Raw genomic sequence first — 13,825 nt, forward strand, 5'->3', positions numbered from 1 at the left:
CTCCTCCAGGACAACGGCGGAGCCACGGGCGGGTATTCCGCGGTGCCGGGGCCGCGGTGCGACGACGTCCGGCGACGGCGGCCGGAAGGTCCGGCGCGCCGTCGCCCGGGCGCGGGGTCAGCGGACGGCGATCTCGCCGAGGCGCAGGCCGAACGGGAGGTCCGACGTCGTGCCCTCCAGCTGGGGCAGCGAGGTGAGGCTGACGATCACGTACTCGGCCTCGGCCTCGGTGCCCTCGAAGGGCACGGGGATGGAGACGGTGTCCTGGTCGAAGGTGCCGTTGCCGATCTCCTTGGCGTTCGCGCCCTCGGGGGAGTCGGCGATGTAGGCGAACCAGGCGCCACCGGTGGCCCCCGTGCTCTGCAGGGTCACCTCGTTCACCTCGGTGCGCTCCTCGAGCTGGACCACGAGGTTCATGCTCTCCACATAGCCGCCGAAGTTCGGCCGTGCGTAGGCGAAGGTGCGCCACACGGTGGTGGGGTCGCCGTCGATGAGGTTGCTCAGGTCCGCGTCGTGCTCGGCCTCGTGCTCCGGCAGGTCCGGCACCGAGCGCAGGGCCTGGACGGGCTGCGGGGCGGCCGCGGCGCTCTCGCTGGACGGGGTGGGGGAGGGGCTGGTGCTCTGCGACGGCGACGGGGTGTCCGATGCGGACTCGGACGACGCAGACTCAGACTCGGACGACGCGGCCTGCGGGGCCGGCCCGCCGCGCAGGTTCTGGGCCAGCAGCACCCCGCCCACGACGAGTGCGGCGAGCAGGCCGACCACGAGGAGCAGGGCCAGCGGACCGCCGCCGCGCGTGCGGCCGTTGCCGTCGCCCGGGTCGGCCACCGTGGCGCCGTCGTCGCCCCCGGTGGTGGCCGGGGCGGCCTGGGCATCCGGAGCCGCGGCGGCGGACGTCGAACCGGCAGCCGCCGCGGTGGCCCCCGTTGCGGCCCCGGCAGCCACCGGCGCGGCCGTGCCGCGGGACTCCTCGTGGACGGGCGGCGCGGACTCGGCCACGATCGCTCGGCGGGGGACGGGGCGCTGGCGCCGCACGGGGATCGCCTCGGTGTCCGGGGCGACCGGCTCCGGCGCGTCGGTCTTCTCGGCCGCCACGGGCTCGACGGGCTCGACGGGCGGCGTAGCCCCGTCGGCATCGGCGTCGGTGGTCTGCGCGGCGGCGGCCCCCGCCGCGACAGCCGGGAGTGCGGCGGTGCCCGCCTGGGCCTCGCGCTTCTCAGCTTCGCGCTCCGCGGCCTCGCGTTCCTGGGCCGCGCGCTTCTCAGCCTCGCGCCGCTCGGCCTCCCGGGCCCGCTCCTCCTCGGCACGACGGCGGGCCTCGGCCCGGCGCTCGAGCTCGCGGCGCTCGGCCTCCTCCCGCTCCGCGGCCAGCCGGGCCTGCTCGGCCTCCCGCTCGCGCGCGGCCCGCTCCTCAGCCTCCTGCTCCGCCTGGCGACGGGCGCGCTCGGCCTCGGCGCGGCGCTCCTCCTCGGCACGCTCCTCAGCCTCCCGACGTTCGCGTTCTGCGCGCTCGGCGGCCTCCTTGCGCTCCCGCTCGGCCCGCTCCGCGGCCTCCCGTTCGGCGCGGGCCCTCTCCTCAGCCTCCTTGCGCTCCCGCTCGGCCCGCTCGGCGGCCTCCCGCTCCGCCCGCTCGCGCTCCTCCTGCTGCTTCCGGGTGGCGGCGTCCGCCGCGGCCAGGGCCGACGCCCCGGCGGCCGCCTTCGCCGCGGTGCCGTCGGAGGGACGGACCCGCTCGGCGAGGCGCTCGGAGAGGCGGTTCAGGAACCCGGGACGACGCTGGGCCTCGTCCTCGTCCGCGCGGAGCCGGCGGTCGAGGTCGGTGTAGTACGACGCGTCGTCGTCGTAGGCGTGGGGGTCCTGGGTCCGCGACTCGCCGAACAGCTCGGAGCCGAGGCTGTCCGTCTGGAACGGCTCCACGTGCAGCTCCTGCGGGTACGCCAGACCCAGCAGGACGTCCGGGTCGGGGTCCCCGCCGGCGATCAGGTACGTGCGGCCCTCGGACAGGCCCAGGTCGAGCACCTGCACGTCGTCGGTGCGCTCGCCCGTGGCCAGCTCCCGCGCGGACGAGGCCACCTGTGTGGCGTTCTCACGGGAGGCCACGAGCACGGTGACGCGGCGGTTGAGCACCTGGTCCGTGCCCAGGAACACCATGTCCTGGTCCGCGGACGTCACCACGTGCTGGGTGATGCGATAGCGGCCGCCCAGGACGGCGCCGACGGCGATGGGCTGGGGCACGGGCTCTTCTCCTGACGACGGGGTCGGAATCCGATGATACGTGGCGTGGCCGTCGCGGCCAGAGATCAGCCGACGCGCAGCAGACGACCCAGCGCCGGCACGCGGGCGACGAGCGGCCGGAGGGCGTCGTCCAGCTCGGGGAACCGCATGGCCCGCAGCACCATCAGGTACACCGGACCCATCGCCACGGCCGCCACCGCGCACGTGAGCAGCGCCGTCCCGATGGAGTTCCACGCGAACCCGCCGGTGTACCCGCCCAGCAGCCACACGACGACGACGCCCGCGGCCGCCGCGGCCAGCGCGGCCAGGCCGGTCTGGACGTGGGCACGCAGCACGGATGCGAGGCCGTAGTCCCCGAACCGGCGCACGGTGAGCACATGGGTCAGGACGAACTGGTACACGTACGAGACGGACGAGGCGACCGCGACCCACAGGGCCATGGACCACAGCGGCAGCAGCATCGCGCCCGCCCACGAGAGCAGCAGCATCAGGAGCGAGCCGCTGACCTGGACCACCATCGGCACCTTGGCGTCCTCGGCGGCGTAGAACACGCGCAGCAGGTAGAAGGAGCCCGAGCGGAACGGGATGGACAGCGCCAGCGCGAGCAGGACCGAGCCCACCGCGATGCCGGCCACCATCGCCGTCTCGGCCGTCGAGCCGAAGACGCGGCCCAGGGGGCCCGCCAGGACCACCACGCCGGCGAGGCAGAACATCAGCGGCACGGTGAACGCGCGCAGACCCTGCGCCGTCGTGCGCCGCACCGCGGACATGTCCTGGCGGCCCATGGCGCGGGCCAACCGGTTGAAGAGCACGGTGGCCAGGGAGAGCACGAACACCGAATGGGGCAGCACGGCCATCAGCATCGCCATGTTGTACGCGGCCACACCGGGGATGGCCGCCTGCGCCATCTCGGCGCTCCAGGTCTCCGTGCCGGGGATGCGCAGCTCGCCGCGGTCGCGGGCCTCCGTGGCGGAGGTGACGTACCGCTGGCACAGCAGGAGCACCACGTTCGTGGCGACCATCGTGATCAGGGTGTACCCGGCGATCCGGCCGGTGTCCCGCAGGCCGATGCCCTTCCAGCCGAACCGCGGGCGCAGACCCAGGCCGAGCCCGCGCAGCGGCAGGAAGAGGATCACGGCCTGCAGCACGACGCCCAGGGTGTGGCCGCCGGCCAGCACGACCGTCTGTGCGCTCGTCCACCCGGCGAGGTCGTCCCCGGCCCGGTACGCCCCGAACATGCCCAGGTACAGCACGATCGCGCCGATCGCGACGACGTTGTTCAGCACCGGCGCCCACATGTAGGCGCCGAAGCGCCCGTTGGCGTTGAGCACCTGCCCCACCAACGCGTACATGCCGTAGAAGAACACCTGGGGCAGACACCACAGGGCGAACACGGTGGCCATCTCGAGCTTCTCCGGCGACCAGCCGCGGGTCAGGGCCGTCATGAGCGGGGCCGCCGCCAGCATGACCACCACCGTGCCGGCGAGCATCACGAGCGTGCCGAGCGTCATCAGGCGGGAGGTGTAGTCCGCGCCCCGGTCGGCGTCGCGGGCGTGCTTGATCAGCTGCGGCACGAGCACGACGTTGAACACGCCGCCCACCAGGAGCAGGTAGATCACGTTCGGCAGGGAGTTGGCGATCTCGAAGATGTCGGCCATGTCCGCGGACAGGCCGATCGCCACCGTCACCAGCGTCGCACGGACGAGGCCCAGCACGCGGGAGAGGAGCGTGCCGGAGGCCATGATCGCGGTGGACCGGCCGGCGCGGCGCTCGCCCTCGGGGGTCTCGTCCGCGGGGTCCACGGCGGCCGGATCCGTGGCGGGGGCGGGGTCCGTCGTCGTCGGCTCCTCGTCGGCGACGCCGGCGTGGGCGGGGTCCTGCGCTCGGCGCGGGGCGGGTCTGCTGCTCAAGGGTCACCCAATCGTGGTCGGAAGGCCCCGTGCCGGGGGCGGTGGATCAGGGGCGGGGGCCCCGGGCACCGCCCGGGGGGAAGTGCTGGTCGACCACCTGGCGGGCCAGGTCGACGATCCGGCGCTCGTTGGCGAAGGAGAGGCGGCGCGCGACGTCCTCAAGGCGCACCCACGCGACGTCCACGGCCTCGTGGTCCGGGTCGTTCTCCGTGGTCAGCTCGCCGCCCGTGGCGCGCAGCAGGAAGTGGTGCACGGTCTTGTGGACGCGGTGCCGGGCGACCGTGAACCAGTAGTCGATCGCGCCGAGCGGCTCGAGGATGTGGCCGGCGATCCCGGTCTCCTCCTCCACCTCGCGCACGGCCGCCTGCCGGTGGTCCTCCTCGCCCTCGGGATGGCCCTTGGGCAGGCACCACTCGAGCCGGCCACCGCGGTTGTAGCGGGCGATCACGGCCACCTCGAGGCCGCCGTCGTGCTCGCGGACGATGACGCCGCCGGCGGAGACCTCCTCCACCGTGGGCAGGGAGGCGGCAGCGGCGGAACGGGGTCCCGCGGGGGCCGGGGTGACGGGGCGCAGAGGCGGCTGCGGCCGGCGACGCCACGCCCCCAGCGCGGAGGGCAGGGGGGCGCCCCGGTGCGCGGAGGGATCGGGGCGGGTCATGCCGTCAACTCTAGCCCGGCCCGCGCGGGCCCGTGCCGGGACCGTCTGGCACCCTTGTAGGCATCATGGATCTGACCACCGCCACCCACGCGCTGCCCCCCGGCTTCCCCGCGGACGCCACCCTGCCCGCCGTCGTCGTGGAGCTGGGGCGGAGGTTCGAGGCCGCCGGCCACGAGCTCTCCCTGGTGGGCGGCCCGGTCCGCGACCTCTTCCTGGGGCGGCCGTCGCTGGACCTGGACTTCACCACGGACGCCGACCCGGACGCGTCCGAGGCCGTCGGCGCCGGCTGGGCGGACGCCACGTGGGACGTGGGGCGGCGGTTCGGGACCATCGGCTTCCGCAAGGCCGGCTGGCAGCTCGAGGTCACCACCTATCGGGCCGAGCAGTACGACCCGGCCAGCCGCAAGCCGCAGGTGGCCTTCGGCGACAGCCTCGAGGACGACCTGCTGCGCCGCGACTTCACCGTCAACGCCATGGCCCTGCGCCTGCCCGCCCTCGAGCTCGTGGACCCCTTCGGCGGCATGCAGGACCTGCACGCCGGCGTGCTGCGCACCCCCGGCACCCCCGAGGACTCCTTCTCCGACGATCCGCTGCGCATGATGCGCGCCGCCCGGTTCGCCTCCCAGCTCGGCTTCGCCGTGGCCCCCGAGGTGGAGCAGGCCATGACCGCGATGGCCGAGCGGATCACGATCATCTCCGCCGAACGCGTCCGCGAGGAGCTCGTCAAGCTCGTGTGCGGTGCGCACCCGCGCGCCGGCCTCGACCTGCTCGTGCGCACCGGCCTGGCCGACCACGTCCTGCCCGAGCTGCCCGCCCTGCAGCTCGAGTCGGACGAGCACCACCGCCACAAGGACGTCTACGCCCACTCCCTGACCGTGCTGGAGCAGGCCATGGAGCTGGAGGGCGAGTACGCGCCGTCGACCCCCGACCCCGTGCTGCGCCTGGCGGCGCTGCTGCACGACGTCGGCAAGCCGGCCACGCGTCGCTTCGAGAAGGGCGGGGCCGTCACCTTCCGGCACCACGAGACCGTGGGCGCCAAGCTCGTCCGCAAGCGGCTGCGCGCCCTGAAGTTCGACAACGACACGATCAAGGCGGTGGCCCGTCTGGTGGAGCTGCACATGCGGTTCTACGGCTACGGCGACGCCGGCTGGACCGACTCCGCCGTCCGCCGGTACGCCCACGACGCCGGCGACCTGCTGCCCCGCCTGCACGCGCTGACCCGCTCGGACGTGACCACCCGCAACCGGCGCAAGGCCGAGCGGCTGGCCCACGCGTACGACGACCTCGAGCGGCGCATCGCCGAGATCGCCGAGGCCGAGGAGCTCGCGGCTGTGCGGCCGGACCTGGACGGGCAGCAGATCATGGCGCTGCTGGGGATCCGCCCGGGCCCGGTGGTGGGCCGGGCGTACACCCACCTGCTCGAGTGGCGCCTGGACGAGGGGCCGCATGAGCCGGCCGAGGCCGAGGCGGAGCTGCGGCGCTGGTGGGCCGAGCAGCCGGAGGCCCAGCAGGACTGAGGCGGCGCGGCGGATCTTCCACCCGTCGTCGGGCCGGGACCACACTGGCCGCATGGCTGAGAAGAAGACCGAGAAGAACGGCGCCCCCATGGGCCCCGGCACCTCCAGCATCAAGGACCCCGAGGTCTACGAGGCGCTGCGCCGCGAGGGCGCGAGCGAGGAGAAGGCCGCGCGGATCGCCAACGCGTCCGCCCGAGACGGCCGGGACGAGGTCGCCGAGCGCGGCGGCGAGGCCGGCTCCTACGAGGACTGGACCAAGGACGAGCTCGCGAAGCGGGCCCGCGAACTCGACATCGAGGGCCGCTCCACCATGACCAAGGACGAGCTCATCGAGGCGCTGCGCGACCACTGACCGGCGCCCGCACCCCCGCTTCCGGGGGCGGAAATCGGTGCTTTGGGAGTGGAATACCACCGGAAACCGCCCCCAACGCGGTGGGGCGGGTGGGGGATAGCCGGAGGCTTTGGCCCATCCAGGTCGGGATGGAATGATCGACCGCTGTGAGTTCCGACCAGCGCACCGCGCCCGTGCCCCGCCATGCCCTGTCGCCCCAGGACGGCGTGCCCGCCGTCAAGGTCGGCACGCGGGTCAGTCGCGGCCCCGGACGGGTCACCGCCCTCGACGGGCTGCGGGGGATCGCGGTGCTCGCCGTGCTCGTCTTCCACGCCTGGCCCACCTTCCTGCGCGGCGGGTTCGTGGGCGTGGACATGTTCTTCGTGCTCTCCGGCTTCCTCATCACCACCGGCCTGGTCCGTGGTGTGGACGCGGGCCGGGGCGTGGCGCTGGGCACCTTCTGGATGAAGCGCGTCCGACGCCTCATCCCGGCCATGCTGATGGCGCTCGTGGGCACCACCGCGCTCGCGTGGCTGGCGGTGGACGAGTTCCCCGCGGGCCTGGGCCGCCAATGGTTCGGCGCCCTGACCTACACCAGCAACTGGGTGATGATCCTCGAGGGCGGGGACTACTTCAACCGCGCCTCGCCGCCACTGTTCGAGCACCTGTGGTCCCTGGCGATCGAGGAGCAGTTCTACATCCTCTGGCCCCTGCTCCTCTGGGGGCTGCTCCTGCTCACCTGGCCGCCGCGCAGCACGGTGAACTCGGGGCGGGTGGCGGACCGACGCCGCATCCTCGCGGTCGCGGTCGCGGCCGTGGCCTCCGCGGCGTGGATGGCCTGGGGCTCGTGGCACGGGTTCGAGCAGGCCCGCCTCTACTTCGGCACGGACACCCACGCCTTCGGCCTGCTGTTCGGCGCGTGCGTGGCGATCGGTCTGGCCCACGTGCCCCGGCCCGAGCACGGCGGCCCCGAGCCGCGGACCTCGGCCACGCGGGTGGCCGTCGCGTGGGGCGCCGTCGCGGTGCTCGCGGCGGGCTTCGCCCTGGTCGACGGCGGCCACGCGAGCACGTACCGCGGGGTGCTGGCGGGCCTGTCCGCCGTCGTCGCGTTCATCGTCTGGCACGTCGTGCAGGGCGACCGGCGCGACTCGCTCTCGCGCGTGCTGGGCAACAGGTTCCTGCGCTGGTGGGGGCGCCGCTCCTACGCCGCGTACCTGTGGCACTGGCCGCTGCTCGTGATCATGCGCGTGATGGTGCCCGTGGACGCCCCCGGGTGGGTCGAGCCCGTGGCCGCCGGCGCGATCCTGCTGCTGACCGCCCTGATCGCCGACCTGAGCACCCGGCTGATCGAGGAGCCCATCCTCCACGAGGGGTTCAGGGGTGCCTTCGGTCGCTGGGGCGCAGCCGCTCGGCGGGCGTTCACGGGCGGGGCCGGGCCGATCGGCCGGCTCGCGGCCGCCGCCACGGCGCTGGGGCTCGTGGCCGTCCCCGCGGCGGCCGTGGCCGCCGTGGTGCACTCGCCCGCGCAGACCCAGCTCGAGCAGGACATCGCCCAGGCGGAGGAGTCCCTCAAGGCCGCCCAGGCGGCCCAGCAGGCGGCCCGCGAGTCCCGGGCGGCGGAGCAGTCGAAGCGGGCCGAGGCATCGGCCTCGGCCTCGCCCGGCTCGGCCGCCCCCGGGGACGCGGAGGGCTCCGCCGGTGCGACGTCCTCGCCCGGGTCGTCCGCCGAGCCGTCCGGGCTCGGGCTCGGCGACCCGGCTGTCGCGCGCCCCACGTACTCCAAGGAGCAGCTCACCGCGGCCCTGCCGCCGTCCGAGCTCGGCCCGGACGTCACCCTGATCGGCGACTCCGTCTCGCTCTCGGCCGCGCCCACGCTCCTGGAGCAGCTGCCGGGGATGCTGCTCGAGGCGGAGGTGGGCTACCAGATCTGGGACGCCGCGGACGAGATCGAGAAGCTCAAGGCGGACGGCCAGCTGAGCGACGTCGTCGTGGTGGCCCTGGGCGCCAACGGCACCACCCACCGGGGCGACTGGGAGAAGATCCTGGCGGCCGTCGGCGAGGACCGGCTGCTCGTGCTCGTGGTGCCGCACGGCCCGATGGACTGGATCGCGGACGTGCAGGTGCAGATGGAGGCGCAGGCCAAGGCCCACCCGGACCGGATCGTCCTGGCGGACTGGGACGCCGCGGCGAAGCAGCACGTCACGGACTTCTCCGCCGACGGCGTGCACCCCCGCGCCGACGGCCAGGCCATATACGCCCAGCTCGTCCGGCTCACCATCGAGGACCGGCTCGGCACGCGGCGCTGAGCGCGGTGGCCGGGGCGGCACGCGCCCCCACGACGACGCCGGCCCGTCACCTCCACGGGGAAGGTGACGGGCCGGCGTCGTGCGCGGTCCGCGGGGACCGGGCTCGTCAGCGCTCGATGTCGCCGCGGATGAAGGCCTCCACGAGCTCGTGCGCCGCGTCGTCGTTGTGCTGCACGGGCGGGGACTTCATGAAGTAGGACGAGGCCGAGAGGATCGGCCCGCCGATGCCGCGGTCCAGGGCGATCTTCGCGGCGCGCACGGCGTCGATGATCACGCCGGCCGAGTTGGGGGAGTCCCACACCTCGAGCTTGTACTCGAGCGAGACGGGGGCGTCGCCGAAGTTGCGGCCCTCGAGGCGCACGAACGCCCACTTGCGGTCGTCGAGCCAGGCCACGTAGTCGGACGGGCCGATGTGCACGTCCTTCTCGCCCAGCTGCGCGGAGGTGTTGGAGGTGACGGCCTGCGTCTTGGAGATCTTCTTGGACTCCAGGCGCTCGCGCTCGAGCATGTTCTTGAAGTCCATGTTGCCGCCCACGTTGAGCTGGTAGGTGCGGTCCAGGGTGACGCCGCGGTCCTGGAACAGCTTGGCCATCACGCGGTGGGTGATGGTGGCGCCGATCTGGGACTTGATGTCGTCGCCCACGATCGGCACGCCCGCGGCGGTGAACTTCTCGGCCCACTCCGGGGTGCCGGCGATGAACACGGGCAGGGCGTTCACGAACGCGACGCCGGCGTCGATCGCGGCCTGGGCGTAGTGCTCGGTGGCCCGCTGCGAGCCGACGGGCAGGTAGCAGACCAGCACGTCCACCTTCGCGTCGCGGAGGGCCTGGGCCACGTCCACGGGCTCGACGTCCGACTCCTCGATGGTCTCGGCGTAGTACTTGCCGAGGCCGTCCAGGGTGGGGCCGCGCTGGACGGTGACGTCCGCGTGGGGCACGTCCGCGATCTTGATGGTGTTGTTCTCGGAGGCGGTGATGGCCTCGGACAGGTCCAGGCCGACCTTCTTCGCGTCCACGTCGAACGCGGCCACGAACTCGAGGTCGGACACGTGGTAGTCGCCGAACTGCACGTGCATCAGGCCCGGGACCGTGTCCGTGGCCTTCGCCTCGCGGTAGTACTCCACGCCCTGGATGAGGGATGTTGCGCAGTTGCCCACGCCGGCGATGGCGACGCGGATGGGGTTGGTGGCCACGGTCTGGTTCTCTCCTCGACTGTCCGGAACGGGTGCAGGCGCGCGGGGCACGCACAGGTGGCCCACGCCGTTCGGCGGAGCGCTCACCCGGGGATCAACCCTGCCAGTCTACGACCGACGACGGCGGCCCCGCCCGTCCGGTGTCCGGGCGGCTTCCTAGGATGGGGGCATGAGAACGGCCCCCGCGCACGCCGCGACCCCCAGCGAGCCGCCCACTCACGCCGCGGACGGCGCCCCGAGCGACGCCGTGACCACCCCGGGCGCCCCCGCCGGGCGTTCCGCTGACAGCGCACCGTCCGGTGCCCTGCCCGCCCCCGGTGAGCGCGGCGGCCGCTTCCAGCTCGCCGGCGGCCTCGCGGCGAACGGCCCCGGACGGGGGACCGGCTCCTGGGCCGGGCCCGTGGCGCTGACGGGGCTGCTGGTGGCTCTGGCCGCCGTCGTGACCGTGCTGCAGAAGTCGCCGTGCCTGCTGCACGGCTGGGGCGCCCCGGACGTCTACTACGCGGGCTGCTACTCGGACTGGGCCGCGCTCTACGGCGGGCGCGGGTTCGCGGCGGACCCCTGGGCGCCGTTCCGGGCGGGCTCCACGTTCGAGTACCCCGTGCTGATGTCCGTCGTGGGCTCGGTGGCGGCCTGGATCACGCAGGCGCTGCCGTTCTCGCCGGAGCAGGGCACGGTGGTGTTCTGGCTCGTGAACCTCGGATTCGTGGTGGTGCTGTGGGCCGTTGTCGCGGTGCTGACCGTCCGGATGGCGGGGCGCCGGTGGACGGACGGGCTCATGGTGGCCGTGGCCCCGGGGATCGTGCTGGCCGGCACCATCAACTGGGACCTGTGGGCCGTGGCCCTGCTGGCGTGCGGCATGTACGCCTGGTCGCGCGGCCGGTCCCTGACGGCGGGGATGCTGTTCGGCCTCGGCGCGGCCATGAAGCTGTATCCGCTGCTGATCCTGGGGCCGCTGCTGATCCTGGCGGTGCGCTCGCGACGGTGGCGGCCCTTCCTGCTCGCGGCCGGGGGCACGGTGGCGGCGTGGGCGGCGGTCAACGTGCCGCTCATGGCCGTGAACTTCCAGGCGTGGTCCGTGTTCTTCACCTTCTCCGGCGAGCGCGGGCCGGGCCTGTCCAGCGTGTGGCACGCATGGGACGTGACCGCCGCGCAGGCCGGGTGGGCGTTCGTGCCGGAGGACTCCCTGACCCTGCTGGCCTACGGCACCTTCGCGGTGTGCTGCCTCGGGATCTTCGTGCTCGGCGTGCGGGTGCGGCACACCCCACGGCTGGCCCAGCTGACGTTCCTGGTGGTGGCGGCGTTCGTGCTCACCAACAAGGTGTACTCACCGCAGTTCGTCGTCTGGCTGATCCCGCTCCTGGCGCTCGCCCTGCCGCGCTGGCGGGACTTCTGGGTGTGGCAGACGGTGGAGGCGCTGCACTTCTTCGCCGTGTGGATGTACCTGGCCAAGGGGGTGGCCGAGACCCCGCCGCAGCACTCCATGGACGACTCCGTCTACGTGGCCGCGATCCTCGCGCACATGCTCGCGGTGCTGTGGCTGTGCGGGCGCGTCGTGTGGGAGATGCTGCACCCGGCGGAGGACCTCGTGAAGCGCGACCACGGCGGCCACCCGGACACCGACCCGCTCGCCGGCGCGTACGCCGCGGACGCCGGCCCGGCCCGGGGTCGCTCAGACCGGCCGGCCGCGGTTCAGGCGTAGTCCCAGCGGTGGATCGGGCAGTCCGGGGACGACGGCGGCGCGGTCGTGCCCGCCTCGGCGGCGCCGTCCTCGCGGGGTGGCGGCGGACAGACGCACTGCGCCCCGGAGGCGGCCGTGGCCGCCTTCATCTGCTCGCGCCAGATCACGTGGGGATCGGTGGCCGGGTCCGCGGCCGCGCCGGGGTGCGCCGGACGCGCGACGCCGTCGTCATGGGCGGGGGTGCGGGCCGCGTCCCCGTCCCGGGTGAAGCCCATCCGCACGATGGCCCAGCCGCCCACGGTCCACGCCACCAGGAGGAAGACCCCCACGGCGACGGCGATCATGATGTCCACGGCGGGCTCCTCCTGCGCTGACGGGGCGGGCGATGCGGCCGGGGCCGCTTTCGGGCCAGGGTAGCCGGACGGGGTGGTGGGGCGCGGTACGGTCGGGTCATGACCCCCGTGACCCGTGACACCGTCGCCGAGATACCCGCCCACCTGCGGGACCTGGCCGACTTCGTGACCGCCTCGCCCTCCAGCTACCACGCCGCGGAGGAGGTCGCACGCCGCCTGGAGGCCGTCGGCTTCACCCGCCTGGACGAGACGGCCGACTTCCCGTCGGCCCCGGGCGGCTACGTCGTGGTGCGCGACGGCGCGGCGGTGGCCTGGATCGTGCCGACGGGTGTGGACGCGCTGGGCCGCCACGAGGGCGCTGAGGCGCGCGCGGCCGGGCCGGACGAGGCGGGGCCGAGCGCCGCCGTCGTGCCGGTGTTCCGCGTGCTCGGCGCACACACGGACTCGCCGGGGTTCAAGCTCAAGCCGAACCCGGCCACCGTGACGGCCGACGGCTGGGTGCAGGCCGGCGTCGAGGTGTACGGCGGCCCGCTGCTGAACTCGTGGCTGGACCGCGAGCTGCGCTTCGCCGGGCGTCTCGCCCTCGACGACGGCACGCAGGTGCTCGCCGCGACCGGGCCCGTGGGGCGCATCCCGCAGCTGGCCATCCACCTGGACCGCGAGGTCAACGAGGGGCTGACGCTGAAGCGGCAGCGGCACACGAACCCCGTCGTGGGGGCGCTCGCCCCGCGCGGCGAGGGCGCCGACGAGGCGGAGGCCGACGGTCTGGCCGCCCGCGTGCCCGGTGACGTGCTGACCGCGCTCGCGGCCGCCGCCGGCGTGGACCCGGCCGCGGTGCGCGGGCACGACGTCGTGGTGGCCGACGCCCAGGCGCCCGGACTCTTCGGGCTGGCGGGCGAGTTCTTCGCGTCGGGTCGGCTGGACAACCTGAGCTCGGTGCACGCGGGCCTCGTGGCGCTCGAGGAGCTGGCACGCGAGCACGGCGGCGCCGAGGGGGCGATCGCGTACGAGGGGACCGTCGCGGGCGGGGTGGCCGGTGAGGCGTCCGGCGCCCCGGTGATCCCGCTGCTCGCCGCGTTCGACCACGAGGAGCTGGGGTCGGCGTCGCGGTCCGGGGCGGCCGGGCCGCTGCTCGAGGAGGTCATGGGGCGCGTGCTCGAGGTGCTCGGCGTGGCCGGGCAGGGCCGCGCGCGGGCGATCGCGGGGTCCTGGCTGCTCTCCGCGGACGCCGGCCACCTGGTGCACCCGAACTACGCCGAGCGGCATGACCCCGTGAACCACCCGCGCGTGAACCACGGCCCGCTGCTGAAGATCAACGCCAACCAGCGCTACGCCACCGACGCGGGGGGAGAGGCCGCGTTCGCCCGCTGCTGCGGCGTGGCGGGGGTGCCGTTCCAGGAGTTCGTCTCCCACAACGACGTCCCCTGCGGCTCCACCATCGGCCCGATCTCGGCGACCCGCCTGGGCATCCGGACCGTGGACGTGGGCCTGGGCCTGCTGTCCATGCACTCGGCGCGCGAGATGTGCGGCGTGCGGGACGTGGAGCACCTGACGGCGGCCGTGCGGGAGTTCTTCCGCGGGGTGTGAGGCGCGGCGGGGGATGACGGCTGCCACGTGCGGCGTGCGCGGGGCTGCGTCAGCC

At 74.3% G+C, this 13,825-nt stretch carries 10 protein-coding genes; 5 read left to right on the forward strand and 5 right to left on the reverse strand.

What is annotated here, in order from left to right:
- Positions 1-117: 117 nt before the first annotated feature.
- The 3 genes from ABIB16_RS09425 to ABIB16_RS09435 form a co-directional block, all read right to left on the reverse strand.
- A complete protein-coding gene (locus ABIB16_RS09425; RefSeq protein ID WP_354436230.1) occupies positions 118-2,235 on the reverse strand; it encodes a hypothetical protein in 2,118 nt (705 codons plus the stop codon).
- Between the two features lie 65 nt (positions 2,236-2,300).
- On the reverse strand, positions 2,301-4,145 hold the full coding sequence (murJ, locus tag ABIB16_RS09430) for a murein biosynthesis integral membrane protein MurJ (RefSeq protein WP_036384459.1): 1,845 nt from the start codon (positions 4,143-4,145) through the stop codon (positions 2,301-2,303).
- A gap of 46 nt (positions 4,146-4,191) precedes the next feature.
- Positions 4,192-4,803: an NUDIX hydrolase gene (locus tag ABIB16_RS09435; protein ID WP_041102508.1), complete on the reverse strand. Its 612-nt coding sequence runs from the start codon at positions 4,801-4,803 to the stop codon at positions 4,192-4,194.
- Positions 4,804-4,868: 65 nt separating this feature from the next.
- On the opposite strand from ABIB16_RS09435, the gene ABIB16_RS09440 reads away from it, so the two are divergent.
- The 3 genes from ABIB16_RS09440 to ABIB16_RS09450 all read left to right on the forward strand — a co-directional run bounded on the left by ABIB16_RS09440 (position 4,869) and on the right by ABIB16_RS09450 (position 8,957).
- A complete protein-coding gene (locus ABIB16_RS09440; RefSeq protein WP_101965677.1) occupies positions 4,869-6,320 on the forward strand; it encodes a CCA tRNA nucleotidyltransferase in 1,452 nt (483 codons plus the stop codon).
- A 52-nt stretch (positions 6,321-6,372) separates the two neighbouring features.
- Positions 6,373-6,672: a DUF7218 family protein gene (locus ABIB16_RS09445; RefSeq protein WP_070708933.1), complete on the forward strand. Its 300-nt coding sequence runs from the start codon at positions 6,373-6,375 to the stop codon at positions 6,670-6,672.
- Between the two features lie 146 nt (positions 6,673-6,818).
- Positions 6,819-8,957, forward strand: a complete 2,139-nt coding sequence (locus ABIB16_RS09450) for an acyltransferase family protein (RefSeq protein WP_205810692.1) — start codon at positions 6,819-6,821, stop codon at positions 8,955-8,957.
- 106 nt (positions 8,958-9,063) lie between these two features.
- Here ABIB16_RS09450 and ABIB16_RS09455 read toward each other — a convergent pair whose 3' ends face one another.
- Positions 9,064-10,149: an inositol-3-phosphate synthase gene (locus ABIB16_RS09455; RefSeq protein ID WP_041102498.1), complete on the reverse strand. Its 1,086-nt coding sequence runs from the start codon at positions 10,147-10,149 to the stop codon at positions 9,064-9,066.
- A 169-nt stretch (positions 10,150-10,318) separates the two neighbouring features.
- On the opposite strand from ABIB16_RS09455, the gene ABIB16_RS09460 reads away from it, so the two are divergent.
- Positions 10,319-11,851: a glycosyltransferase family 87 protein gene (locus ABIB16_RS09460; RefSeq protein WP_148408412.1), complete on the forward strand. Its 1,533-nt coding sequence runs from the start codon at positions 10,319-10,321 to the stop codon at positions 11,849-11,851.
- On the opposite strand, the gene ABIB16_RS09465 is transcribed toward ABIB16_RS09460, so the two are convergent.
- Positions 11,842-12,174 (reverse strand): hypothetical protein, encoded by a 333-nt coding sequence (locus ABIB16_RS09465; protein ID WP_205810694.1) that lies wholly within the window; start codon positions 12,172-12,174, stop codon positions 11,842-11,844. The genes ABIB16_RS09460 and ABIB16_RS09465 overlap by 10 nt on opposite strands.
- 108 nt (positions 12,175-12,282) lie before the next feature.
- Between ABIB16_RS09465 and ABIB16_RS09470 the strand changes: the two genes are divergently transcribed.
- Positions 12,283-13,770, forward strand: coding sequence for a M18 family aminopeptidase (locus tag ABIB16_RS09470; protein ID WP_060974264.1), 1,488 nt, complete (start codon positions 12,283-12,285; stop codon positions 13,768-13,770).
- Positions 13,771-13,825: the final 55 nt, after the last annotated feature.

The sequence above is a fragment of the Micrococcus sp. UYEF5 genome, from assembly GCF_040546065.1.
GTDB classification, from domain to species: Bacteria; Actinomycetota; Actinomycetes; order Actinomycetales; family Micrococcaceae; genus Micrococcus; species Micrococcus luteus.

Coding starts and splice junctions, on each gene's coding strand:
- ABIB16_RS09435 (WP_041102508.1), bottom strand. CDS start 4,803: ATGACCCGCCCCGATCCCTCCGCGCACCGGGGCGCCCCCCTGCCCTCC.
- ABIB16_RS09440 (WP_101965677.1), top strand. CDS start 4,869: ATGGATCTGACCACCGCCACCCACGCGCTGCCCCCCGGCTTCCCCGCG.
- ABIB16_RS09445 (WP_070708933.1), top strand. CDS start 6,373: ATGGCTGAGAAGAAGACCGAGAAGAACGGCGCCCCCATGGGCCCCGGC.
- ABIB16_RS09460 (WP_148408412.1), top strand. CDS start 10,319: ATGAGAACGGCCCCCGCGCACGCCGCGACCCCCAGCGAGCCGCCCACT.
- ABIB16_RS09465 (WP_205810694.1), bottom strand. CDS start 12,174: ATGATCGCCGTCGCCGTGGGGGTCTTCCTCCTGGTGGCGTGGACCGTG.
- ABIB16_RS09470 (WP_060974264.1), top strand. CDS start 12,283: ATGACCCCCGTGACCCGTGACACCGTCGCCGAGATACCCGCCCACCTG.